This is a genomic window from Pseudarthrobacter sulfonivorans, from assembly GCF_031454915.1.
GTDB classification, from domain to species: Bacteria; Actinomycetota; Actinomycetes; order Actinomycetales; family Micrococcaceae; genus Arthrobacter; species Arthrobacter sulfonivorans_C.
This window is the reverse complement of the sequence record NZ_JAVDRS010000008.1, coordinates 130,906-155,051: the sequence shown is the minus strand read 5'-3', so window position 1 is coordinate 155,051 and position 24,146 is coordinate 130,906. Positions and strand designations below refer to the sequence as shown.

Here is a 24,146-nt window from a genome sequence, read left to right as displayed (position 1 = left end):
GTGACCCGTGTCACGCGAAATCAAAGACGAGCCTGCACGCCGGAGGGAAAGGTGGTCCCATGTCTGCACGCGGTGATCGCTTCATCACGCCCCGCTCGCCGGTGGAGGGCCTGAGACGCCGGAAGCTTTCCTTCCTGCCCGTCTTCGCGCAGTCAGTAGCCAACGTGGCGCCCGCGGGTGCCATGACCGTCATTCCGGCCCTGATCTTTCCGGGTCTTGTCTTTGGGTCCGCCGGACCGAACCTTGTGCTGACATTCGGCGCGGCCATGGCAGTCATGATCCTGGTTGCCTTCTGTCTGAGACCGATGGCCCAGCGCATGGCTGCCGTCAGCGGGCTCTACAGTTACACAGCCAAGGGGCTTGGCCAACGGACAGCAATTACCGCCGGCTGGTCGGCCATCTTCGGGTACGGCCTCGTGGCCATGGCCAGTCTGTTGGCTGTGGGCACATATGTCGTTGAGCTGTTCATCAACCTGGGCATCCCGGTGGCCGATGCCAAGGTTGTCACGGTGCTGGTCATTCTTGCCGCCGCAGGCGGCGCCTGTCTCCTTATGGTCAGGGGGATCCAGTTATCCGCTTGGGCCACGCTGTTAATGGAATCCATTTCAATTGGTATCCTCGCCGTCCTCATGGTGGTCTATTTCGCCTTCAACGAGCCGAACGTCAATCTCGGGACTGTGTTTGCCTGGAACGGACATTTTGATTCGTTATCGATCGCAATCGTGGTGGCCGTCAGTGCCTTTGTTGGCTTCGAAAGCCCAACCACACTCGGAGGCGAGGCGCAGAAACCCTTTGTCAGCGTGCCACGGGCGATTACCTGGACCCCCATTCTGGCGGGCGTGCTCTACCTCCTTGCCGCGACCGCCCAGGACGTAGCCCTCAGAGATGCACCATCAGACATAACAGCCAGCTCCACACCCTTGTCTGACCTGTTTTCCCAGACCTCCCCGGTGTTCGCCGCAGTCCTTGACCTGGGAATCGCCGCATCGTGGTTTGCGTGCGCCATCGCATCTGTGAACGCCCTGGCCCGAATTTTCTTCTGCATGGGCAGGGAAGGCGTCGCCCCACGGGCAGTCGGCCGGACACATCACGTTTTTCGGACACCCTCGACGGCGATCCTGGCCGTGATGCCGCTTGTTGCCATCGTTCCCATCGCGATTGTCATCTCCGGAGCAAGTCCTGAGCAGGGCCTCGCCAACCTCTTCACGCTTGGCGCCTACGGATACCTTGGGTCCTATGTCCTGGCCAGCGCGTCCCTGCCCTTTTTCCTGCGCAGGATCGGCGAGAACACTTACGCCAGCTGGGTCCTTGGAGCAGCGACGTCCTTTGTCCTCTGTGCGGTGCTGTGGACGGCTGCGACAACATCGATTGGAACAGGCAACCTGCAGACCCTCATCTACGGCGGGGTCCTCCTGGCCAGCGTCATTTACGCCATGTTCCTTCACCGCCGGTTACCCATGCGCCTGGCGTCAGTGGGGATCTACGACGAGACCCGGGAATCAGACCTGTTCCATGGCGGGCCGATCAAATGACCTACAGGCCCTCACACTCCGGTTCCGGCTCAGCATCCAACTCACTGAGGATCTTGGAGGTCGTGGCACGGTACGGCACCGGGACAACGGCGAAAGAGATCACCGACTCCCTGCGCATGCCTCCGGCCACCGCCTACCGGATATTGAATGCGCTTGTCGGCGACGAATATCTGGTCCGCACATCTGATCTCCGCGGATTCGCGCTCGGACACGCGATTTCAGGCCTGGTGACTGCGGCGACCCCGCCAACAGTTCCCACCGCGGCCCGCACCGTCATAGAAGAGTTCCGGCGGGGAAACCGATTCGCAGTGCATCTTTTTATGTTCAGGAGCGCTTCCCTCAGGGTTGCCGATGAAGACCCTGATTATCCGCTGCACTCGTCATTCGAGATGCTCCGCTATCCACACACCTCCGCCGCAGGGAAGTTGATGCTCGCTGAACTGGGCGATGCGGCCTCCGCACTTCCGGGCGGCCAGCTGGTGAAGCTGACAGAGCACACCATTACCGACAGTGGCCGGCTGGAAGAGCAACTGGCGGAAATAAGGCGCACAGGCCAGGCCTCGGAAATCAACGAACTCGAAGCAGGATCCGCCAGCCTGGCCCTTCCAGTCCGACTGCCCGGTGGGCCAGTCGGCGCAGCACTCTGCCTCACCGGACCCGCAGAACGTTTCACCACCATCTGCGAACACGCGGAAGCAGCCCGGGAACTGACCACTCGGCTGGCACCACTCCTGTTCTGACTGCCTGGAGCGGATTCACTGGCACTGCGGTGCCCCATGACCTGCTGCCGTGGCTGGGGGATATTCGGCATAGGATCGATAGCCGGACTCATTGAAAGGACCCCCTTGGCCAAGCTCTATTTCCGCTACGGCGCCATGAACTCGGGAAAGTCCACCGGGCTCCTGCAGGCCGCCTTCAACTACGAGGAGCGGGGCCAGCGTGTCCTGCTGGCCAAGCCCGATGTGGACACCAAAGGCGATACCGACATTGTGTCCCGGCTGGGCATGACCCGGTCCGTGGACTTCCTGATCTCCCCCGAGACGTCCGTGCGCGACCTTTACGCCGCCCATGCGGCCGGCGATGACCCCAATGCCCTCCTGGAGCACGTGGACCAGAAGCCGGTGGCGTGCCTGCTGGTGGATGAAGCGCAGTTTCTCACCCCGGACCAGGTGGACGACCTGTTCCGCATCGCCGTCCTGGACAACGTGCCGGTGCTGGCCTACGGCATCCGGACCGACTTCCTCACGCACGCGTTCCCGGGTTCACGCCGGCTGATGGAGGTCGCCCACACGCTGGAAGAGCTCAAGACCATTTGCCGCTGCGGGCGCAAGGCCATTTTCAACACCCGGCGCGTGGGCAACGAGGTAGTGTTCGACGGCGACCAGGTCGCCATCGACGGCCAGGACGTCTGGTATGAATCTCTTTGCGGTTCCTGCTACCTCGAGGTATCCGGAGGACGGCTGGGCGCAAAACGACCGGAAGCCTAGCCTCCGGTCGCTTTGCGCCCCTGCTGCTCAGCGTCCCGGACTTAGTGTGCGCCGGGCCAGCCGGTGTACGCCTCGGCCAGGTAGGCCATACCGTGCTTCGACGAGACCACCGAGTTGAGTTCGCCGAGCTGGCGGGCGCGGGTGAAGTCGTCGGCGTCGGTGGGGGTGTGCAGCATGGTGGTCATCCAGTAGGAGAACTGCTGCGCCTTCCAGACACGCTCGAGGGCGCGGTCGCTGAAGCCGTCCAGCAACGCCGTTGAACCGTTGCTGTAGAAGGATTCCAGTCCCTCAAAAAGCACCTTGACGTCCTGGATGGCCAGGTTCAGGCCCTTGGCGCCGGTGGGGGGAACCGTGTGGGCGGCGTCGCCGGCCAGGAACAGGTTGCCGTGCCGCATGGGGGTGTGCACAAAGCTCCGGAACGGCAGGACCATCTTGTCGATGACCGGACCCTCCTTCAACTCAAAGCCGTTGCCATTGACCCGGCTGCGGAACTCGGCCCAGATCCGTTCATCGTCCCACTCGGCCACGTTTTCCTTGGGGTCGCACTGGAAGTACATCCGCTGGACGGTTTCGGTCCGCTGGCTGATCAGGGCGAACCCGTTGTCGGAATTGGCGTAGATCAGCTCATCGGAGCTGCGCGGGGCTTCGGCCAGGATGCCGAACCAGGCGAAGGGGTATTCGTGGAAATACTGCGTCCGCGAGGCCTCGGGCACCTGCCGCCGGCAGTAACTGCGCGAACCGTCCGCACCCACCAGGAACTCGGCCTGGATCTCGCACTCAACGCCGTCCGAGTCGGTGAACCAGATTTTCGGCTTACCCTCGAGGTCGTGGACGGTGGTGTCCGTGACGCTGTAACGGACGTCGCCGCCGTCGGCCTTCCGCCGTGCGGCGAGGTCCAAGAAAACGTCCGTCTGCGGGTAAAGCCACACGGACTCGCCCACGAGGTCCTTGAAGTCGATGCGGTGGCTTTCACCGTTGAACCGCAGCTCGATGCCGTCGTGCCGGTCGCCGTCGCGCAGCACACGGTCCGAGACTCCGCTATCCACAAGGAGGTTGACTGTGCCGTGTTCCAGGATTCCGGCCCGGACAGTTTCGGAAATCTCCTTATGGCTGCGGACCTCGATCACGGTTGATTCGATGCCGGCCTTTGCCAGGAGATGGGAGAGCATCAGGCCGGCGGGACCGGCGCCCATAATGGCCACCTGGGTGGTGATGACTTCGCGTTGTGCCATGACAGTTCTCGCTTCGCTGCGGGGCTCCGCGCTGGCGGCGGGCCGGTAGGTGGGACTGGCTAACAGTGTGCGCCTGAGACTGTGATCAGCGTTATACAAATTCCGTTGAACGGAAGGTAGCTAGGGAGCCGAATCCCGCAGGCGGCGCGCGACGCCGCGGGCGGCAGTCTGCAGCGCTGGAACCAGGGCCTGAAGCCGGACCTCGTGGAGGGGAACCACCACACCAAGGGCTGCCACGGTGTGCTGCCGGCTGTCGATCACAGGGACGGCAATGCCCCACGTGTCCGGGTCGACTACACCGGCCAGTTGGGCGAATCCGGTGTGTGCGGTCTCCGCAAGCAGCGTCCGCACGGTTTCCGCCGTCACCTTTCCATCCGGATCCACGAACTGCGCCAGATATTCTCCCTGGACCGCCTTGCTCTGGTGCGCCATGAGGGCGAGGCCGGCGGAGGAGACGTGGACCGGCATCCTGCCAGCGATCTGGGCCCGGTTTGCCACGGATCCACGGCGGGAAAGCCGTTCCACGAACAGGGCCTCCCAGCCGTCCAGCACCGCCAGGTTTACGTTCTGGTTGAGGACCTGCTGGATGTCCTCCATGAATGGCATGGCAGCCTGCCGCAAAGCCAGGGTGGGTGAGTTCCGGTTTACCAGTTCCCACAGCCGCAACCCCAGCCGGACCGTCCCGCCGCCGCCGGTTTCCAGCAGCCCGTGCGCCGCAAGCTGCCGGACCAGCCGGTGGGCCGTAGTGAGCGGCAGGCCTGAGCGGGTGGCCAGTTCGGAGAGCTGCAGGCTTCCGGAACCCTCGGGAAACGCGGAGATAACACGGACTACGCGGTCCACAACCGAGTCTCCGGAGAGGGAATTTGCCATGTTCAAGCTTCCATTCAATGGGAGGACTTGACCTAGATTACACGTCTGGGTGATAGAACTCTCAGTAATGCTGCACAGCCGCGCGACGCGAGCTGTGCCTACGATCAGCCGCTCACGATCCACCGAGGTTTGCCATGCCAACGACGACACTCCACCAACGATCCAAATGGCCGGTGTGGCTGTGCTGGCTGGCCATGGTGCTGGACGGCTTCGACCTGGTGGTCCTCGGTACCGTGATCCCCACGCTGATCAAAACCAACGAACTGGGCTTCGATGCGGTGGGGGCAACGTTCGCGGCCACCATCTCACTGGTAGGCGTGGGCATCGGCGCCCTGTTCATCGCCCCGCTGTCTGACCGGTTCGGACGCCGCCGGCTGCTGGTGGCCTGCGTTCTCTGGTTCTCCCTCTTCACCCTCGCTGTGGTGTTCGCCCCGAATGTCGCCCTCTTCAGTATCTTCCGCATGCTCGCCGGCCTGGGCCTCGGCGCCTGCCTTCCCGCGGCACTGGCCTACATGAACGACTACGCACGGCCGGGAACGGCCGGCAAGTCCACTACCCTCACCATGACCGGCTACCACGTGGGCGCCGTGGCCACGGCCTTCCTTGCCATCCTGGTGGTTCCCGATTGGCGGATCATGTTCGTGGTGGGCGGCCTGGCAGGCTTCGCACTGGCCCCGTTCCTGTGGTTCAAGCTGCCCGAGACCCTCCCGCCCGCGCCTGCGCAGGCGAACGAGCCGGCCGCGGTCGAAAACCGTGCGTCCTTCCGCGACCTGGCCAAGAAGCCGTACCCGCTGGTGGCACTGGGCATCGGCATCGCCTCCTTTATGGGACTGCTCCTGGTCTACGGCCTGAACACCTGGCTGCCCCAGCTCATGGCCGCCGCCGGCTACACCGTGAGCACGGGGCTGGTGCTCCTGCTGGTCCTGAACGTGGGCGCAGTAGCGGGCCTGGTAGTGGCCGGCATCCTGGCCGACAAGCACGGCACCAAGAGAATCGTCCTGCTGTGGTTCGGGCTCTCGGCAGTCCTCCTGGCAATCCTCAGCGTGAAGATTCAGAACGAGCTGCTGCTCAACGCCGCAGTGTTTGTCACCGGCGTCTTTGTGTTCAGCTCCCAGGTGCTGGTCTACGCGTGGGTCAGCCAGCTCTTCCCCGCCAGGCTTCGTGCCACGGCATTGGGATTTGCGGCCGGCGTGGGCCGCTTGGGCGCCATCATGGGACCGGCAGTGACCGGAACACTGGTGGCGGCGGGAATCGCCTACCCGTGGGGCTTTTACGCCTTCGCAGGAGCCGCCGTTATTGCCGTCCTGGCACTGGTGGCCGTGCCCCATGCGATCAAAGTTGCCCCGGGGCGTTCCGCAGGCGTCGGCACCCAACCAAACTGACGCCGTCGGGCGCCCTGAAGGTCAGTCCTGCGAGCAAGCCCGAAAGGGGTGGGTACCGCCGCCGGTCATGCCGGCAGGGGTTCCCCGCGCAGCCGCCGCCACACCAGCGGTGCCAGCACCACGGAAATTCCGACGGCGGCACCAATCAATGTCTCGATGATGCGGTCCCGGAGCAAAACGGCGGGCGACGCGGGCACCACCAGCAGCGTGGAGATCAAAGCCAGCGGGGTGACAAAGAGCTGCGCCAGCACGTACTGGCGGGCGATGAACAGCTCCGCGCCGAACTGGCAGACAGCGATCATCAGCACCGTCTGCCAGGGTGCAAGGCCGAGCAGCAGGATGGCGGCAAGCAGTGCCAGCCCCAGGACAGTGCCAATGATCCTTTGCACACCGCGGCTGACACGGTGCCGGGTGGTGTGCCCCACCAGCGGGACCACTGCGGCCACCATCGCCCAGTAGTTGTGGCCGAATCCCAGCCATTGTCCCGCCCAGGTGGCGAGGGCGCCGGCCAGTCCGGCCGCCACCAGGTAGCCCAGGCCCTCCAGCCAGGCCGTCCGCCGCTCATCAGCCGTGCGCCGGATGGGGCGCGGACGCACCCACGGCGTGCGGTGGCTCGGCAGGACCCGCGCGGAGAACCCGATCAGCAGGCAGAAGGCGGTGGAGAGTGCTGCCACCAGCATGCCTTCCCATACCGGTGGCTGGTTGGGGATGGACGCGATGGCGGCGAAAGCGAAGATGTGGAACAGCGAGCCGGCCGGACGCAGCCGAAGCCAGGAGATGGCCAAAGAACAGCCGCCGGCCACGAGCGTTGTGGCCAGGACCAGGAGCCAGGTCGTGGCGGAACTGTCCAGCCCCCAGGCCCCACCGGCGCGGGCCGCGAGCGCTGCCAGCAGGATGACGGCCAGCATCAGCAGGCCGGCACGGAGCTGCAGGGCGAACCGGATGCCGTGAGGTTCACCGCGGCCGTAAATCCCGGTGAACGCACCAAACGTGGCGAAGATCGCCAGGTCCAGCCGGCCCAGCAGCACCAGCGTGATCAGGGGGACAAACACTCCCACGGCGCACCGGATGGCCGGGTGGTGGTCCTTGTTGGCGGGAGCGATGCTGAACATCTCAGCGAGGATCTTCACGTGCTGATGGCGCCTTCCTGCAGTACAGCTGGTCATTCTCTGGCGGGCGGCGGCGCTGACGTCCACATCGATCCTACGCCGCAGCCTGTTCCCACGATCGGAACGGCCGGGCAACACCGCCGAAACACCCCCAAGCAATCCTTAGGGCATGAAGCCCACCGCAAGCATCCCTGCCACGGCTGACCTGAGCTGCGAAGTCTGCGGCCTGATGCCCGAACCCACCAAGACCCGCCTCACATTGGCGAATGTCGCCGTGATGCTCCCCATTGAGCTGCTGGTCCACGCCCTTGTGGTGGAAACGCACCTGCCGTACCTGGCCAAAGTGCTGGTCCTCACCCTTACTGCCACCGTGCTGGTGATCTGGGTGGCTGAGCCGTCCGCGGCCCGGATCCTGCGTGGCTGGCTGCACGCCCCGGCGCTCAGGCACCGCAGGAGGCTGGGCACCGCCCCGGCTCTGTGGCGGGCGCGCACGGTCCTGCTGGACCAGCCGGGTGCGCTGCAGAAGGTCACCCGGGCGCTGGCCCGCCTCGACACCAACATCCTGAGCATTCATGTCCACCCTGTGGCCGGCGGCGTGCTGGACGAGTTTGTGCTCTCGGCGCCGGGGAACCTGAGTGAACGCCAACTGCTGGAGGCACTGCACGACGGCGGCGGCTCCCGTTCCAAGGTGTGGCCCACCACCGCCCTGGCCATGGCGGACGGCCAGACCAAGGCGCTGAGCCTCGCTGCCAGGATCGCCGATGCACCGGACGAACTGCCGCTGGCAGTGGCCGAGCTGTTGCGTGCGCGGGTTCTCACGCCGGCCGAGGCTGCCTTGGAAAGGCACGATGCCGGCACCCGCCTGAAGATCCCCACTGCCTGGCACGGCCCCATCATCTTTGCCCGTCCCGGCGAGCCGTTCACGCCCGCCGAGTCGGCCCGCGCGCACCGGCTCGCGGAGCTCGCCGAAATCCTGGCCCACCGCCCGGCGTCGGCCCACCCCATGTCAGCCGGCTAACCCATGCAGGCGGCAGGGAGGGTTACATACGGACGGTGAGCGCGCCCGGCTCGATGGTCATGGCCACGTGCTTGCCTTCGCCCTCGTGGTCGCCGTCCAGCTGGTAGTCGTCGTTGTGTTCCAGTGTGATCTCCACGGATTTGCCCTGGTAGTACTCCACCGCGGTGTCCTTGCCCCGCCCCTTGCCGATCATGCCGGCGATCACCGAGAGCCAGCCCAGCTTGCCGTGATGGGGGGCGAGTACGGCTACATCCAGCAGGCCGTCGTCCATTTTGGCTTCGGGGAAAATCTCCAGTCCGCCCTGGACCTTGCCGCAGTTGCCCACCATGACGCTCCGGACGCCGCGGTGCACCACGTCCTTGCCGTCGATCGCGATGGTGGCCTTAATGGGCTTGCCGGGCAGGTTCCGGATGCCGGCGTCCACGTAGGCCAGCCAGCCCACTTTGTCCTTGAGGTCCTCGTTGGTGTCGGCCATGATGGTGGCGTCGTAGCCGACGCCTGCCATGACCAGGAAGACCTGCTCCTTGTCGGGGTCGTTCCGGCGGGCACGGACCACATCGATTTTCCGGTCAGTTCCCGCCAGCGCCCCTGCCATGGCACCGTCAAAGTCAGTGACGTCCATGCCCAGGTTGCGGGCCAGGAGGTTGCCCGTCCCGAACGGAAGCAGCCCCATGGGCACATCGCCGCCGGCGAGGACCTCAGCCACGCAGCGCACGGTGCCGTCGCCGCCGGCCGCAATAACGACGTCGGCCCCTAGCTTGAGTGCCTCCTTCGCCTGGCCGACGCCGGGGTCTTCCTTGGTGGTTTCGAGCCAAATGGGCTCACCCCAGCCGTTCTCCGTGCAGTGCTTGGCCGCGAGGGCCTCGACGTCAACGTCCACAGGCTTGGCAGGGTTGATGATGATGGCCGCACGCTTGAGGCCGGTGGAGTTGTTGGCAGTCATGGTGTCCTTCGGTGAAGTTGAATAATGCCTATGCAAAGGCTACTTGCTACAGCGCTTTCACGGCCCCCAGTACCTTCGCCAATGAATCCTTGGCGTCGCCGAAGAGCAGGGACGTCTGCGGTTCGTAGAGGAGTTCGTTCTCGATGCCAGCGAACCCGGGCCGCATGGAGCGCTTCAGGAAGATCACCTGGCGGGCGTCGGACACTTCCAGGATGGGCATCCCGTAGATGGGCGAGCCGGAGGACGTCTTCGCGGCCGGGTTCACCACATCATTGGCGCCCACCACCAGCGCCACGTCTGCGGTCCGGAATTCGGAGTTGATCTCACCCATTTCCTTGAGCGACTCGTACGGCACGTTGGCCTCGGCCAGGAGCACGTTCATGTGCCCAGGCATCCGGCCGGCCACGGGGTGGATGGCGAAGTCCACGTCGATGCCGCGGGCTTCCAGTGCCAGCGCCAGTTCGGCGGCGGTGTGCTGGCCCTGCGCCACGGCCAGGCCGTAGCCGGGCACAATGATCACCCGCTGCGCGTAGCCCAGGAGCACCGCCACGTCCTCCGCGCTGGAGGATCTGACGGGACGTTCGCTTACGGCGGTGGATCCCGCCGTCGAGCCTCCCTTGAAGGCACCGAACAGGATGCCGGCCACGCTGCGGCCCATCGCCGCGGCCATGGCCCGGGTGAGGATGGTACCGGAGGCACCTACCAGCGTGCCCGCCACCACCAGGAGGACATTGCCCAGCACCACGCCGGAGGCCGCCACCGCGAGGCCGGTGAAGGCGTTCAGGAGCGAGATGACGATTGGCACGTCGGCCCCGCCCACCGGCAAGACCAGCAGCGCTCCGGCGGCGAGTCCCAGCACCATGAGCAGCACCGCAAGCGCCAGGGAACCGGTGAGGACGACGGCAACGGCGGTGCCCACCGCGGTGAGCAGCACCGCGGCCATCACCACGGGGAGCCCGGGGAACACCACCGGGCGGGTGGTCATGAGTTCCTGGAGCTTGGCGAACGTGACCCCGGAACCGGCGAAGGACACGGCCCCCACCAGGAGGGTGAAGACGATGGCGAGGCGCACCCACGGGTCTGCGTTGTGGCTGAGCTCCAGGAGCGCGACCAGTGCTGCGGCGCCGCCACCCACCCCGTTGAACAGGGCCACCAGCTGGGGCATCTGGGTCATTTTCACGCGCCGCGCCACGGGGGCGGCCACTGCCGTTCCCACCGCGATGGCGCCGATGATCCAGGGGATGTTCTCCAGCCGCGCCGACAGGAACACCGTCACGACGGCGAGCAGCGCGCCGAAGGCGCCGATCAGGTTGCCGCGGCGGGCGGTGCGGGGAGAGCTGAGGCCGCGGAGTGCCAGGATGAAGAAGACTGCGGCGGCGAGGTAGAGCAGGGAGGTCCAGACCGGATCGAGGAGGCTCACTTTGCGTCCTCCCTGCGGCCGCGGAACATGTGCAGCATCCTGTCGGTGACCACAAAGCCGCCCACGAGGTTGGCGGTGGCCAGCACCACGGCCAGCAGCGCGATGGCAAGGACCCAGGCGTCGGCGGCTTGGCCGGCCACGATGATGGCACCCACCAGGATGATGCCGTGGATGGCATTGGCGCCGGACATGAGGGGTGTGTGCAGGGTGCTGGAGACCTTGGAGACCACCTCGAAGCCAACAAACACCGCCAGCACGGTGACTGTCAGCAGGCTCATGCCATCCATCAGATTCCCCCCTCGTTCCGGACCCTGTCGTTCTGCACGCGGAGGTTCTGAATCACGTCATCCTGAACGCTCGGCGCATGGTCCGGCAGTGCAGGGATGAGCGCTGCCAGCGCCTCGGCCGTGGGCAGGTGCCGCACCCCGCCGTCGTGCGTGAGGCAGGCACCCGCGATAACGTCGTCGTCGAAATCAGGCGCCACCGTACCGTCGCGGGTCATGAGGGCGAGCAGGTTGGCCACGTTCTTGGCGTAGAGGCGGGACGCGTCCGAGGCCATCGCGGACGGCGCGTCCTTCAGCCCCACCAGGGTGACATGGCCCTGGCCGTCGGCGGTGGGCACCAGGATGTCCTGGCCGGGAACGGCACCTTCCACGTTGCCGCCGGACTCAGCGGCGAGGTCGACGACGACGGAACCGGGGCGCATGCCCTGCACCATCTGGCGGCTCACCAGGAGCGGTGCGCGCCTGCCGGGGACGGCCGCCGTCGTGATCAGGACATCTGCCTGGGCGACATGCGGGGCGAGGAGTTCACGCTGGAGGGCGCCGCGGTCCGCACTGAGCTCACGGGCGTAGCCGCCCGAGGCTTCGGCCGTTTCCAGGTCCAGTTTGATGAAGGTGCCGCCCATCGATGCGACTTCGTCGGCCGAGGCGGGCCGGATGTCATTGGCGGAGACACGGGCCCCGAGCCGTTTGGCGGTGCCGATGGCCTGCAGCCCGGCAACACCGGCACCCAGCACCAGGACGCGGGCCGGCGGGACGGTTCCGGCGGCGGTCATGTACAGCGGGAAAAACCTGGGTAGCCGGATGGCCGCCTCCAGCACGCAGCGGTACCCGGCCACCAGGGCCTGGGAACTGAGGGCGTCCATGGACTGGGCGCGGGAAATGCGGGGCACCAGTTCCAGGGCGAAGGAGGTGACGCCGCCGTCCGCAAGCGCCTGCACCGTTGCGAGTTCGGACGACGGCGAGGCCAGGCCCACGGTGACGGCGCCCCTTTTCAGGGCCATCGCCATCGCGGTTTCCAGCGGCCGGACGTGGACCAGGATGTCCAGGTCAGCGGGCTGGAGGGTGGGGACAATCCGAGCGCCGGCACGATCATAGTCGTGGTCTGAATGGCCGGCGGCGGCACCGGCGCCGGCTTCGATCAGGACGTCAAGGCCCAGCCCCGCCAGTTGCATGACCGTTTCCGGTGTGGCGGCAACACGGCGCTCACCCTCATGCCGTTCCCGCGGTATGCCCAGTTTCAACCGCCAACTCCCTTACGGACGTAGTTGGCTCGAGTCTATGACCCACCGTGCGGGATATGCACTCATTTTGTGCCGGGTCCGCCGCGGGTGTTAGGTACGAGGGCTATCGCCGCGCGGTGAGGTCCGCAGAGACGACCTTCGCCGTGGCCACAGTTTCCCGGGCGACCGCAGCCAGGTAAGCCTCGGGGTCGGGTTGGGCTGCCACGGACTGGGCCTGCAGCGACACATTGATCGCCGCCACCACCTTGGAGGGGCCGTCGTACACCGGCGCCGCCACGGACATCAGCCCCGGCTCCAGCTCCTGGTCCAGCAAACACCAGCCCTGCTCCCGGACAGAGTCCAGCACTGCCAGCAGCTCCGGAACCGTTCCGAGCGCCTTCGGCGTCAGCGGTTTGATTTCCGCGGCGGCAAGGTACTCCTTGAGTCCTGCGGGAGGCAGGGCGGCCAGCAGCACCCTGCCCATGGACGTGGCGTAGGCCGGGAAGCGGGTTCCCACCGTGATGCCCACGTTCATGATCCGGCGCGTGGTCACCCGGGCAATGTAGGCGATGTCCGTCCCGTCCAGCACGGCCGCCGAGGTGGACTCGCCCAGTTTGAGGGACAGTTCCTCCAGGTGCGGCTGGGCCAGCTGGGGCAGGGACAGCCCGGAGAGGTAGGCGTAGCCGAGCTGCAGGACCTTGGCCGTGAGCGCGAACGTCTTGCCGTCGGTCCGGACATAGTCCAGCTCAACGAGCGTGTGCAGGAACCGCCTGGCGGTGGCCCTGGTCAGGTCCGTCCGGGCCGCCACCTCGGTGAGGGTCATGACCGGGTGCTCGTTATCAAACGCGCGGATGACGGCCAGCCCGCGCGCCAGCGACTGCACGTACTGATCGCTCGCCTGGGGAGCGGTCCGTGCAGTTGCTGGTGCGTTGGTCATGGTTATCAATCCTAGGGGCGTTGACTACTCTGCGGTCTTCAGCGGGACCGGCACCAGTTCCTGGAGTTCCTCCAGGGTGCAGCCGAACGTCTCGCGGACAGTGACGCCGTCGGGCCCTGTCAGGAACACCGCCTTGTCCGTGTACACGCGGGTCACGCAGCCGACGCCGGTGAGGGGGTAGGTGCACGCGTCCACAATCTTGGAGGCGCCCTCGCGGGTCAGGAGCGTCATCATCACAAAGACGTCCTTGGCACCGGTGGCCAGGTCCATCGCGCCGCCCACGGCGGGGATGGCGTCCGGGGCGCCGGTGTGCCAGTTGGCAAGGTCGCCGGTGGCCGAGACCTGGAACGCGCCGAGCACGCAGATGTCCAGGTGCCCGCCGCGCATGATCGCGAACGAGTCGGCGTGGTGGAAGTAGGACGCACCGGGGAGTTCGGTCACGGGGATCTTGCCGGCGTTGATGAGGTCGCCGTCGATCTGGTCCCCGGTGGCTTCCGGGCCCATGCCCAGCATGCCGTTCTCGGTGTGGAGCGTGATGTTCTGCTCCGGCTTGAGGTAGTTCGAGACCAGGGTGGGCTGGCCGATGCCGAGGTTCACGAAGGAGCCCGGGGCGATGTCCCGCGCCACGAGTTCGGCGAGGGCGTCGCGGCCCAGGGGCTTGTCGGACGTCTGGATGGAAGTTGCGGTGCTCATGGTCAGGCCACCTTCACGATGCTGTTGACGTAGATTCCGGGGGTGACCACGTTTTCGGGGTCGAGCCCGCCGGTGGGGACAATCTCGGAGACCTGGACCACCGTGTGCTTGGCGGCGGCGGCCATGATGGGGCCAAAGTTCCGGGCGGTCTTGCGGTACACGAGGTTCCCCACGCCGTCGGCCTTCAGCGCCTTGATCAGTGCGACGTCGGCGTGGATGGGTGATTCGAACACCTGGCCGCGGCCGTCGATGATGCGGGTTTCCTTGCCCTCGGCCAGCATGGTGCCGTAGCCGGTGGGAGTGAAGAACCCGCCGATCCCGGCACCGGCGGCGCGGATCCGCTCGGCCAGGTTGCCCTGCGGGACGAGTTCCAGCTCGATCTCGCCGGCGTGGAACTTGGCGTCGAAATGCCAGGAGTCGGACTGCCGCGGGAAGGAACAAATCATCTTCCTGACCCGGCCTTCCTTGATCAGCAGGGCCAGGCCCTGATCGCCCTGGCCGGCGTTGTTGTTCACCACGGTCAGGTCCTTGGCGCCGCAGTCCATCAGCGCATCGATCAGTTCGAACGGCTGCCCGGCGTTGCCGAACCCGCCGATCATCACGGTGGAACCGTCCTTAATGCCGGACACGGCCTCGTTGACGGAATCAACAAAATTCAGCATGGTTATGCCTTTCCTGTGCCGTTACCGGCGGTGACGTTTTCGAGGACGACGGCGAGGCCCTGGCCCACGCCGATGCAGATCGCGGCGACGCCCCAGCGTTCACCGGAGGCCTGCAGGGACCGGGCGAGGGTGCCCAGGATCCGGGTGCCGGACGCGCCGAGGGGGTGGCCCATGGCGATCGCACCGCCGTGCCGGTTCACGATCGTGGGGTCGATGCCCCAGGCGTTGATGCAGGCCAGGGACTGCGCGGCGAACGCCTCGTTAAGTTCGACGGCGCCCACCTGGTCCCAGCTGATGCCCGCCTTCGCGAGGGCCTTGTTCGCGGCCTCCACGGGGGCGTACCCGAAGAACTGCGGATCGTTGCCGTGCGCGCCGCGGCCGGCGATGCGGGCCAGGGGTTCGAGGCCCAGCAGCCCGGCGGCGTTCTCGGAGCCGATCCAGGCCGCGGAGGCGCCGTCGGACAGCGGGGATGCGTTCCCGGCGGTGACGGTGCCGTTCTCGGTCCGGAACACGGTCTTGAGGCCGGCGAGCTTCTCCGCCGAGGACCCGGCACGGATGCCTTCGTCGCGGACCAGGTCGGTGCCCGGGACCGGGGTGACCAGGTTGTCGTAGAAGCCTTCATCCCACGCGGCCGCGGAGAGGTTGTGGGAGTTCGCGGCGAACTCGTCCTGCGCCTCGCGGGTCACGCCGTACTTCTCGCGGAGCCGTTCGGTGGCCTCGCCCAGGGAGATGGTCCATTCCTTGGGCATGGCCTTGTTCACCAGGCGCCAGCCCAGCGTGGTGGAGGCCAGGGTCATGTCCCCGGCCGGGTAGGGCTTCTCGGTCTTCGGCAGCACCCAGGGGGCGCGGGACATCGACTCGGCACCGCCCACCAGCATCAGCTCGGCGTCGCCGGCGTTGATCTGGCGGGAGGCGATGATCGCCGCATCCAGGGAGGAACCGCAGAGCCGGTTCACGGACGTCCCGGGGATCGAGACCGGCAGGCCGGCGAGCAGCGTGCCCATCCGGGCGATGTTGCGGTTCTCCTCACCGGCGCCGTTGGCGTTCCCAAAGACCACCTCGTCGATCCGCTCGGGGTCCAGCCCCGGGGCGCGCTTCACGGATTCCTTGATCACGTGCGCGGCAAGGTCATCCGGACGCACGGCCGCGAGGCCGGAGCCGAACTTCCCGAACGGCGTGCGAACGGCGTCGTAAACAAAAGCCTGGTTCATGAGTTGCTATCCGTTTCTGCGTGGTCCATGGAATGGAATACCTGCTGTGCTGTCTTGAAAGCTGTGTTGGCGGACGGGACACCGCAGTAGATGGCGGTCTGGAGCAGGATTTCCTTGATCTCGTCCCGGCTCAGGCCGTTCGTGATGGCCGCGCGGATGTGCATGGCCAGCTCCTCCCAGTGCCCGTGCGCCACCATCGCCGTGATGGTTACGGCGGAGCGCATCTGGCGGGAGATGCCGGGCCGGGTCCAGATGCCACCCCACGCGATCCGCGTGATCATGTCCTGGAAGTCCTCGGTGAACTCATCCTTGTTGGCGTTGGCCCGGTCCACATGCGCGGCGCCGAGCACTTCCCGGCGGACCACCATGCCGCCGTCGTAAATTTCCTGGCTGGTGGCATCCGGCTGGACCACGCCGTGCCGTTCTGCGCTGCCGAGGGTGCTCATTTGGCCGCCCCGCGCGCTTCACTCCAGGTGATAAGGCTCCGCAGCAGTTCGGCAACGTGGGCGGGTGCCTCGGCGGGGGCCAGGTGCGCCACGCCGTCCAGGGATACAGCATTCGCAGTGCCTCCCCCGGCGGTAATGCCGGCAGCGATTTCTTCTGCGAACGACGGCGGCACAACAGTATCCGCCACACCTGCAACAGCCTGCGTGGGGACCGTGATGCTGCCGAGTTCGGCGCGGACGTCATAGCCCGCCAGGGCCTCGCAGCAGAAAGCGTAGCTGAAGCGGTCGGCATCGCGGAGGGAGTGCAGGAGCCGGCTGCTCAGGTCCGGCTGGCGGTCCATAAACCCGGGTGCGAACCAGCGTTCCGCCGAGCCCTGGATGACCACCGGCGTGCCCTGGCCGCGCACCAGTTCCGCGCGGTCCAGCCAGCCTTCGGGGGTGCCGATCTTGGCGCCGGAGCACTGGACGGACAGGCTCTTGAGGCGTTCGCCGTGCTTGATGCCCAGCTGCAGGCCGGTGGCTCCGCCCAGGGAGACGCCGGCGTAGTGGAAGGATTCGCCGGGGGCGATCGAATCCACCAGGTCCACCACGGCGTCCGCCAGGGCGGCGACGTCGAAGGTCTCGGCGGCCTTGGGCGAGACTCCGTGGCCGGGCAGGTCCCACGCCACAACGTCGTAGTCGTTCGCCAGCAGCGCCGCCGTCCCGCCCCACAGAATGGCGGAGGAGGTGCCCAGCGAGGGGCCCACTACCAGCAGCGGGCGTTCGCCCAGGCCTCGTTCGGGCGAAAGCAGAACTGCCTTCAGGGTCGGTTTAGCCACGGTTGGCTCCGTTCGGGTCGGGGTTGGTTGATGACACGGGGTCTGTCAACGACACGGGGTCTGCAGACCCGGGATGGGCTGGGGCGAAGTCGGGGTACGCGGCCAGGATCCGACTGGAGATCTCAGCTGACTGGCCCAGGTAGCTGGCCGGATCCAGGAGTTCGTCCAGCCGCAGGTCCGTGAGCGAACCCACGGGGACCGCCTCGCGGAGCAGCCGCCGGTAGGTGGCGCCCTGCTCGGCGGCTGGTGCGGCGAGGGTCCGGTCCACCACGTCCTGCAGCTGTTCCTTGCCGGTGCGGCCATCCTTCTCGACCAGGAGGGGGGCTACTGCTGCGCCCACCCCTTCGGACAGGAGCAGCGGTCCGGCGAGGTCCAGGTTGCGGCGCATGGCGTCCGGGAAAACCTGGAGGCCTTCGGCAAGCTCGCGGAGGTGCCCGGCGGCGCCCAACGCCAGCCTCAGCAGTTCACGGAGCGCAGGCCATTCGGTGTGCCAGGCTGCGTCCGGGCGTTCGTCGTTGAAGTTGGCCGTGGCCAGATGCAACTGGGCCACCAATTGCGGGGCCTGGAGGGCGGCGCTGCGGACCAGGACGGACAGCACCGGATTCTGCTTCTGCGGCATGGCCGATGACACGCCGCGGCCCGCCGCGCGCGGTTCGGCAAGTTCGGCCACTTCGGGCCGGCTGAGGAACAGGACGTCCGTGGCGATCTTGCCCGCGGCGCCCAGCACGGCCGCCAAAGCATTGCCGAGCGACGTGATGGTCAGCCGGTTCGTGTGCCACGGTGCCGGGGCAGGGGCGAGGCCCAACTGCTTGGCCAGGGAACCGGCAAGGGTAAAGGGCGTAGCGGAGGTGCCGGCTGTCAGCACCGTGCCCGCGGCCAGGGTTCCTGCTGCGCCGCCGAACTGCACCGGGAACTGGTTATTTTCGAGCTGCCTGCCGGCGGCCGCCAGCCCCTGGAACCACTGCGCCGCCCGCAGCCCGAACGTGAACGGCAGGGAGTGCTGGGTCAGGCTCCTGCCCACGCCCAGCGTGTCCGCATGCTTTTCCGCCAGGGTGGCGAGCGCCGCCGTCGTGGTTTTCAAGTCGCCGAGGAGAGCCTCAACGGTGTTGCGCGCCAGCAGCATCAGGGCGGTGTCCAGCACGTCCTGGCTGGTCAGTGAGGTGTGCACCGCACGCAGTGCACCAACACCGCCGGCCCCGATGCCGGCGGCATCCAGCGCCGAAACCTGCTTCCGCAGGTCCGCCAGCAACGGGATGACGGGGTTGCCGCCGCCCTGGGCCCGGAGCGCGATGCCCGCTGCGTCGTAGCGGCCCGCCTGCGCGGCGGAAGCCACGACGGCGGCGGAACCGGCGGGCGCAAGGCCCGCTTTCTCCAGTACCGCGGCCCAGCCGGACTCAACGGCGAGAATCGCCGCGAGCACCGCACGGTCACCGGTCAGCGCCGCCACCAGGGGCGACGCCGAGACAGGACTCAGCAGGCCGACGTCGCCGTCGGCCGCGCTTCCGAAGTTGCCCAGGGCAGCGTCCGTCACTGGAAGTCCAGGAAGACTGTCTCGCCCTCACCCTGCAAACGGATGTCCCACGTGAGTCCACCATCGGGATCGCGGCGCGCGATCAGGGTCCTCCGGCGTTCCGGATCCAGCGAGCTCAGCAGCGGATCCTTGGCGAGGGCTTCCCCGTTCTCGGGCAGGTAAACGCGGGTGAAGAGCCGGTTCATCAGGCCGCGGGCAAACACGGCCACGGAGATGAAGGGTGCTGCGCCGGGCTCGGTGGGGCCGGGGTTCACAGTGGTGAAGGTGTACACGCCGGAGTTGCCCACGGCGCCGCGGCCCCAGCCGGTGAAGGTGTAGCCGTCGCGGACCAGGGAGCCCGTCCGCTGCACGATCTTGCCTTCGGCGTCGGGCTGCCAGATTTCAAGGATGGCGTCCGGGATCGCTTCGCCGGAGCCGTCGTAGACAGTGCCCTGGAGGCGGATGGAGCCGGCCGAGCCGGGGGCCAGGAGTTCGTTGTCCTTCTCGTACGGCAGGGCGTAGCCGTAGAACGGGCCAACGGTCTGGCCCGGGGTGGCAACAAGTTTGGTGGTAGTCACGTTATTCCTCGTCTCCTGCTGCGCCCAGCGCTTCGTTTTCGGTCCAGGTCCGCTTGGAACCGGTCAGGACGATGTCCCAGTTGTAGCCCAGGGCCCACTCGGGCTCAGTCAGGTCGTGATCGTAGGTGGCCACGAGGCGGTCGCGGGCGTCCTGGTCAACGATGGACTGGTAGATGGGGTCCAGCGGGAACAGCTGGTCACCCGGGAAGTACATCTGGGTAACGATGCGCTGGGTGAACTCGGTGCCGAACATTGAGAAGTGGATGTGCGCCGGACGCCAGGCGTTGAGGTGGTTCTTCCACGGGTAGGCGCCGGGCTTGATGGTGGTGAACCGGTAGGAGCCGTCCGGGCCGGTGATGCAGCGGCCCACGCCGGTGAAGTTGGGGTCCAGCGGTGCCGGGTGCTGGTCGCGCTTGTGGATGTAGCGGCCGGACGAGTTGGCCTGCCAGATCTCCACGAGCTGGCCGGCCACCGGGCGGCCGTCGCCGTCCAGGACCTTGCCGGCCACGATGATCCGCTCACCCTGGGGCTCGCCGTTGTGCTGGATGGTCAGGTCCGCTTCGAGCGCGTGCACGTCCTGGTGCCCGAACGCCGGCGAATACAGCTCGATGGTCTCCGGGTCCGCGTGGTGCAGGCTCTTGGTGGGGTGCCGGAGGATGCTGCTGCGGTAGGGTGCGTAGTCCAGGCGGGGCTGGGTCTCGGCCGGGCCGCCGTCCTTGAGCGCCCGCGCATAGGCCTCGCCCAGGGCGCTGATCTCTGCACTGAGATCCGCCTGGGTTTCAATGGCGCGGTCCAGGGGGAGGCGCGCGGCGTGGGGTTCGGCGGCCGGTACGAACTCGTCGGTCTCAAGCTGTTGGGTGTTGATGTCCTGCGGCACGGTTGGCTCCTTTCGTGGTTGCTTTGCTGGTTTGGTAGGGCTTGGTGGGGTCTGATTTGTTGGGCTGGTTTGGGAAAAGGGTTGTCTTAGGGGCGGTGCAGGAGGTCGTACTGGACGGCATGCCTGACGGGGGCGTTGGGCGCCCCGTAGCCGTCATAGTTGCCGCGGCGTTCCACCATTTCGAAGAACACACTGCCCACGGTGGCGGTGTAGAAGTGCAGGAATTCACCGTCAGCATCCCGGTCGTAGAGGAGGTTCAGCTCCTGCAGCGTCGCCAGGAAGTCCGGCGCCAGGCCGAACCGGGCGTCCAGGTCCTCGTAGTAGTTCGCCGGGATCTCCAGGAACTCCAGTCCGCGGGCCTTGCAGTCCCTCGCCGTGGTCACCAGGTCATCCACAGCGAAAGCGATGTGTTCCTGGTACGTCTTCCGCTGGCCGGCGCCGGAACCGTCCTGCTGCGTGAGCGGCGCCAGGTTCAGCACCAGCCGCACCGAGCGGTCGCCCGTGACCATCACCTGCGAGCGGACCAGGCCGGTGGGGCTGGGCACCTCCGCGAACGGCTGCGGCGCCAGGGCAAGGGCGCTGGTGTAGAAGAGAACGGCCTCGTCAAAGTGCTGCCACGGCTGGGCCAGGTTGACGTGGTCGATCACCGCCGTGCCACCGGCAGGCGAAACCTCCCGCCCCTCACCGAACTCACTGGCAGCCTCCCCGAATTCACTCGTCCAGGCGGCGGTGCCGTCCGGGCTGCCTTGGCACAGGAAGATCTCCGTGGAGTCCGGCGCGGCGAAGCCCTGGAACACTTCCTCGTTGGCCTGGCTCTTGCGCGGTACTGCGGGGGCCTTGAGCTGCTGGGCCCGGGCGGAGGCAATCACCGGGGAGTCGACGTCGAACCCCAAACCGGCAATGGCGGGTGACGCATCGGCGGTGGTGCCCGCCAGGTTGTCCCCGGACGCGGAGGACCCTTCGTTGACGATCAGGCGGGCGTGGCCCATGGTCCACAGCTGAACGTCCTTGGTGCGGTGCCGGCCGTTGAACTCAAAGCCGAGCTGGCCGAGGACCGTTTCCAGGCCCTTCGTGTCGGCCGCCTTGACCTCGGCAAAGTTGTAGCCAGCCGGTTCGGCCACCTGCGGGAGCGTGGCGAGTTCCATGGGATAACGACGGCGGGCTGCGGTAACAGTGCCGACGGCGCCGGCGCCCGCAGCGGCAAGCGCCGGGGCGTTGGCTTCGAGCCATTTGGCACTCTGTTCCTCCAGCCAGATGAGCGAGCGCATGCCGTCCACGGCGGTGCGCTCCACGTCCGACTGACGGAAGACGTCGTTGAAGATCTCCAGCGACACTGGTCCGCTATAGCCGGCCCTGACGATGTGTCCCATGAACTTGGCGAGCTCGAACTGGCCCTCGCCAGGGAACACCCGGTAGTGCCGGCTCCAGGACAGGACATCCATCGAGAGCTTCGGGGCGTCCGCCACCTGCACGAAGAAGATCTTCTCCGGGCTGAAGGCCTCGATGGGCGCGGTGTCCCAGTTGCGGGAGAGGATATGGAAGGAGTCCAGGCAGGTGCCCAGGCTGGGGTGGTCCACGGCCTCCACCAGCCGGTGAGCGTGCTCGTAGTCGTTGACGTACTTGCCCCAGGCAAGGGCCTCGTAGGCAACCTTTACGCCGTAGTCCCCTGCCAATGCGGCCAGCCGGCCGAGCTGCTCGGCCCGGAGGTCGTCACTGTCGATGCTGGCGGTGGCCACGTTGGAGCAGACCAGGATGGTGTCCATGCCCAGCCGCGCCATCAGTTTGAATTTGGCTTCGGCACGGCGGAGGTTGGCTGTGAGCAGGTCCTCGGACACGCTGTCGAAGTCGCGGAAAGGCTGGTAGAGGTCCAGCGTGAGGCCAAGGTCCGCCGCCATCTTGCGGACGTCCTCGGGCGTGACGGGGGAGGTGACCAGGTCCTGCTCAAAGATTTCAATGCCATCGAAGCCCGCGATCGCACAGGCCTGCATCTTTTCCTTCAGGGTGCCGGAGAGGCAGACCGTGGCGATTCCGGTGCGCATCAGGCAGCCACCTCTTCCTGGGCCACAAGCTCCAGGAAGTGGCCGCGCATGCGGTCCGCATTGGCTTCCAGTCCGGTGAAGATCCGGAAGGAGTCCGCCGCCTGGCCCACGGCCATCCGGCCACCGTCCAGGACCTCGCAGCCCTTGGCGCGGGCACCCAGGACAAGTTCGGTCTCGATGGGGCGGTAGACGATGTCCGCGACCCAGTGGCGGGATTCGAGCAGGTCCAGGTCCAGTGGGACGCCCGGATGGGCGGCCATGCCTACCGGCGTGCAGTGCACCAGACCGTCGGCCAGCGGCATCAGCTGCGGCAGCTCCGCCGTCGTACGCGGTGTGATGGTGCGGTCCGGGAAGAAGCCGGCCAGCTCTGCGGCGCGCGCCGCACAGCGGGCAGCGTCCGTGTCCACCAGGTCCAGCGTCTTCACCCCGGCGGTGAGCAGGGCGTAGGCGACGGCGGAGCCGGCACCTCCGGCGCCGAGCTGGACCACGCGGTCCAGCCGTGCCCCCGGAAGGCCTGACGCCAGGGCGGCGGCGAAGCCGGAGAAGTCGGTGTTGTGCCCGATGAAGCGGCCGTCTTCGATCACCACGGTGTTGACGGCGCCGAGCCGGAGGGCGTCCGGCGAGACCTCGTCCAAGTGCTGGAGGACCAGCTGCTTGCAGGGATGGGTGATGTTCAGGCCGTTGAACCCGAGGCTGCGGGCGCTCTTGAGCAGATCCCCCACGGCGTCGCCGGACAGTCCGAGCTCCAGCAGGTCGATGGGGCGGTAGAGGTAGCGCAGGCCTTGGACATCGCCTTCGCGTTCGTGCATGGGAGGAGTGAGTGACGGCATAACGCCGTCGCCGACCAGTCCCACAAGGTAGGACTCAGTTCGATTGCTCATCCGGGCAGCTCCTTTGATACGGCACGTGGCGGGCGGCGGCGCTCAAGGCGGACACTGCGGGCCAGGTGATAGGGATTACAGTACAACACTTGTTCACTTATCGCACGCTTGTTCTACATGCGAACATTTGAGTAATGCGGTTAGCGCTGGGGCAGGCGGGCAGCCAGCTCGGCAGCGGCGTCCTGCAGCAGGGGTACGTGGGCCAGGAGGCCCTCCATGCTGAGGCGGAAGACGGGGACGGCCGTGGCAAGCGAGGCGAAGGCGTGGCCCTGGGAGTTGAGCAGCGGCACGGCCACGGCGCGCATCCCGTTCTCGTTTTCCTCATCCATCACGGCATATCCCTGGCGGCGGACCCGGTCCATTTCGGCGCGGAAGGCGGCACGGTCGGTGATGGTGCGCTCCGTGAGCGGTGCCAGCTCGAGCTCCTCAATGAGGGCTTCCCGCTCCGCATCGTCCGCAAACGCCACGAGAGCCTTCCCGACGGCGGTCGCATGCAGGGCACCCAGGTGGCCCGGGTCGCTGGTCACCCGGAACATCTGCGGGCCGTCCACCTTGTTGACGGTGAGGTGGTGGTGGCCGTCGCGAACGCTGAGGATGGTGGCCTCCCCCGTCTGCTCGGTCACGCGGCGAAGCACCGGCATGGCCGCGCCTGCGAAGCCGTGATGCTGGGAGACCCGCTGGCCAAGCTGGAAGATCCGCAGGCCCAGGTGGTAGCGGCGGCCGTCCGGCTCATAATCCACAAAGCCGTCCCTGGTCAGGGAGCCCAGCAGGCGGTACGTGGTGCTGAAGGGGAGCTCAGCACGGCGGGAGATCTCCGCGGCGCTGGCACCGCGGGGCTCGTCACCCAGGAGGACCAGCAGGCCCAAGGCCTTGCCCACCATGTCAGTACGGTCCGCTTTGGGCTTCAACCCGGCGGCACTGTCATCGTCGGGAACAACGCCGTCATCGGCTGTGGTTTGATTCACACTCATAACTCGATGTTGCCACATCGTGGGAA

24 protein-coding genes are annotated in these 24,146 nt (G+C 66.9%); 5 read left to right on the top strand and 19 right to left on the bottom strand.

Going from position 1 to position 24,146, the window contains the following annotated elements; translation table 11 throughout:
* Nucleotides 1–59 precede the first annotated feature (59 nt).
* The 3 genes from J2808_RS17325 (at nucleotide 60) to J2808_RS17315 (ending at nucleotide 3,019) form a co-directional block, all read left to right on the top strand.
* A complete protein-coding gene (locus J2808_RS17325) occupies nucleotides 60–1,532 on the top strand; it encodes an APC family permease (protein WP_309819080.1) in 1,473 nt (490 codons plus the stop codon).
* Entirely contained in the window at nucleotides 1,529–2,272 is a 744-nt protein-coding gene (locus J2808_RS17320; RefSeq protein WP_309819078.1) for an IclR family transcriptional regulator, read from the top strand. The genes J2808_RS17325 and J2808_RS17320 overlap by 4 nt, the downstream gene beginning before the upstream one ends.
* A gap of 105 nt (nucleotides 2,273–2,377) precedes the next feature.
* Complete coding sequence (locus tag J2808_RS17315) at nucleotides 2,378–3,019, top strand: thymidine kinase (protein WP_309819076.1); 642 nt, start codon at nucleotides 2,378–2,380, stop codon at nucleotides 3,017–3,019.
* A gap of 41 nt (nucleotides 3,020–3,060) precedes the next feature.
* Here the strand turns inward: J2808_RS17315 and J2808_RS17310 are convergent, their stop codons facing one another.
* Both J2808_RS17310 and J2808_RS17305 read right to left on the bottom strand, forming a co-directional pair.
* On the bottom strand, nucleotides 3,061–4,251 hold the full coding sequence (locus J2808_RS17310; protein WP_309819074.1) for a 4-hydroxybenzoate 3-monooxygenase: 1,191 nt from the start codon (nucleotides 4,249–4,251) through the stop codon (nucleotides 3,061–3,063).
* A gap of 120 nt (nucleotides 4,252–4,371) precedes the next feature.
* Nucleotides 4,372–5,121, bottom strand: coding sequence for an IclR family transcriptional regulator (locus tag J2808_RS17305; protein WP_309819072.1), 750 nt, complete (start codon nucleotides 5,119–5,121; stop codon nucleotides 4,372–4,374).
* A 134-nt stretch (nucleotides 5,122–5,255) separates the two neighbouring features.
* On the opposite strand from J2808_RS17305, the gene J2808_RS17300 reads away from it, so the two are divergent.
* Nucleotides 5,256–6,503, top strand: coding sequence for an MFS transporter (locus tag J2808_RS17300; protein WP_309819071.1), 1,248 nt, complete (start codon nucleotides 5,256–5,258; stop codon nucleotides 6,501–6,503).
* 65 nt (nucleotides 6,504–6,568) lie between these two features.
* Here J2808_RS17300 and J2808_RS17295 read toward each other — a convergent pair whose 3' ends face one another.
* The gene (locus tag J2808_RS17295) at nucleotides 6,569–7,633 is read right to left on the bottom strand and encodes an FUSC family protein (protein WP_309819069.1); all 1,065 of its coding nucleotides are present in this window, start codon (nucleotides 7,631–7,633) and stop codon (nucleotides 6,569–6,571) included.
* A gap of 148 nt (nucleotides 7,634–7,781) precedes the next feature.
* Here J2808_RS17295 and J2808_RS17290 point away from each other — a divergent pair, with 148 nt between their 5' ends.
* Nucleotides 7,782–8,630, top strand: a complete 849-nt coding sequence (locus tag J2808_RS17290; RefSeq protein WP_309819068.1) for an ACT domain-containing protein — start codon at nucleotides 7,782–7,784, stop codon at nucleotides 8,628–8,630.
* 22 nt (nucleotides 8,631–8,652) lie between these two features.
* Here the strand turns inward: J2808_RS17290 and J2808_RS17285 are convergent, their stop codons facing one another.
* The 16 genes from J2808_RS17285 to J2808_RS17210 form a co-directional block, all read right to left on the bottom strand.
* Nucleotides 8,653–9,573, bottom strand: coding sequence for a diacylglycerol/lipid kinase family protein (locus J2808_RS17285; RefSeq protein ID WP_309819066.1), 921 nt, complete (start codon nucleotides 9,571–9,573; stop codon nucleotides 8,653–8,655).
* Between the two features lie 46 nt (nucleotides 9,574–9,619).
* Entirely contained in the window at nucleotides 9,620–10,993 is a 1,374-nt protein-coding gene (locus J2808_RS17280; protein WP_309819064.1) for an NAD(P)(+) transhydrogenase (Re/Si-specific) subunit beta, read from the bottom strand.
* A complete protein-coding gene (locus tag J2808_RS17275; protein ID WP_309819061.1) occupies nucleotides 10,990–11,280 on the bottom strand; it encodes an NAD(P) transhydrogenase subunit alpha part 2 in 291 nt (96 codons plus the stop codon). Before J2808_RS17275 ends, J2808_RS17280 begins: the two co-directional genes overlap by 4 nt.
* A complete protein-coding gene (locus tag J2808_RS17270) occupies nucleotides 11,280–12,518 on the bottom strand; it encodes a Re/Si-specific NAD(P)(+) transhydrogenase subunit alpha (protein WP_309819059.1) in 1,239 nt (412 codons plus the stop codon). Before J2808_RS17270 ends, J2808_RS17275 begins: the two co-directional genes overlap by 1 nt.
* A gap of 103 nt (nucleotides 12,519–12,621) precedes the next feature.
* Entirely contained in the window at nucleotides 12,622–13,434 is an 813-nt protein-coding gene (locus J2808_RS17265) for an IclR family transcriptional regulator domain-containing protein (protein WP_309819057.1), read from the bottom strand.
* A 24-nt stretch (nucleotides 13,435–13,458) separates the two neighbouring features.
* Nucleotides 13,459–14,127, bottom strand: a complete 669-nt coding sequence (locus J2808_RS17260) for a 3-oxoacid CoA-transferase subunit B (protein WP_309819055.1) — start codon at nucleotides 14,125–14,127, stop codon at nucleotides 13,459–13,461.
* Between the two features lie 2 nt (nucleotides 14,128–14,129).
* Nucleotides 14,130–14,789 (bottom strand): 3-oxoacid CoA-transferase subunit A, encoded by a 660-nt coding sequence (locus J2808_RS17255; RefSeq protein WP_309819054.1) that lies wholly within the window; start codon nucleotides 14,787–14,789, stop codon nucleotides 14,130–14,132.
* Between the two features lie 2 nt (nucleotides 14,790–14,791).
* Nucleotides 14,792–16,000: a thiolase family protein gene (locus J2808_RS17250; RefSeq protein WP_309819052.1), complete on the bottom strand. Its 1,209-nt coding sequence runs from the start codon at nucleotides 15,998–16,000 to the stop codon at nucleotides 14,792–14,794.
* Nucleotides 15,997–16,446 carry a 4-carboxymuconolactone decarboxylase gene (gene pcaC, locus J2808_RS17245; RefSeq protein ID WP_309819050.1) on the bottom strand — a complete coding sequence of 150 codons (450 nt, stop codon included), beginning with the start codon at nucleotides 16,444–16,446 and terminating at the stop codon, nucleotides 15,997–15,999. Before pcaC ends, J2808_RS17250 begins: the two co-directional genes overlap by 4 nt.
* A complete protein-coding gene (locus J2808_RS17240) occupies nucleotides 16,443–17,264 on the bottom strand; it encodes an alpha/beta fold hydrolase (RefSeq protein WP_309819048.1) in 822 nt (273 codons plus the stop codon). The genes pcaC and J2808_RS17240 overlap by 4 nt, the downstream gene beginning before the upstream one ends.
* Nucleotides 17,257–18,795 carry a lyase family protein gene (locus J2808_RS17235; RefSeq protein WP_309819046.1) on the bottom strand — a complete coding sequence of 513 codons (1,539 nt, stop codon included), beginning with the start codon at nucleotides 18,793–18,795 and terminating at the stop codon, nucleotides 17,257–17,259. Before J2808_RS17235 ends, J2808_RS17240 begins: the two co-directional genes overlap by 8 nt.
* The gene (gene pcaG, locus J2808_RS17230) at nucleotides 18,792–19,352 is read right to left on the bottom strand and encodes a protocatechuate 3,4-dioxygenase subunit alpha (protein WP_309819044.1); all 561 of its coding nucleotides are present in this window, start codon (nucleotides 19,350–19,352) and stop codon (nucleotides 18,792–18,794) included. The genes J2808_RS17235 and pcaG overlap by 4 nt, the downstream gene beginning before the upstream one ends.
* 1 nt (nucleotide 19,353) lies before the next feature.
* Nucleotides 19,354–20,229, bottom strand: coding sequence for a protocatechuate 3,4-dioxygenase subunit beta (gene pcaH / locus J2808_RS17225; protein ID WP_309819042.1), 876 nt, complete (start codon nucleotides 20,227–20,229; stop codon nucleotides 19,354–19,356).
* A gap of 86 nt (nucleotides 20,230–20,315) precedes the next feature.
* A complete protein-coding gene (locus J2808_RS17220; RefSeq protein ID WP_309819040.1) occupies nucleotides 20,316–22,268 on the bottom strand; it encodes a bifunctional sugar phosphate isomerase/epimerase/4-hydroxyphenylpyruvate dioxygenase family protein in 1,953 nt (650 codons plus the stop codon).
* Complete coding sequence (locus tag J2808_RS17215) at nucleotides 22,268–23,149, bottom strand: shikimate dehydrogenase (protein WP_309819037.1); 882 nt, start codon at nucleotides 23,147–23,149, stop codon at nucleotides 22,268–22,270. Before J2808_RS17215 ends, J2808_RS17220 begins: the two co-directional genes overlap by 1 nt.
* Before the next feature lie 140 nt (nucleotides 23,150–23,289).
* Complete coding sequence (locus J2808_RS17210; RefSeq protein WP_309819035.1) at nucleotides 23,290–24,120, bottom strand: IclR family transcriptional regulator; 831 nt, start codon at nucleotides 24,118–24,120, stop codon at nucleotides 23,290–23,292.
* Nucleotides 24,121–24,146 lie beyond the last annotated feature (26 nt).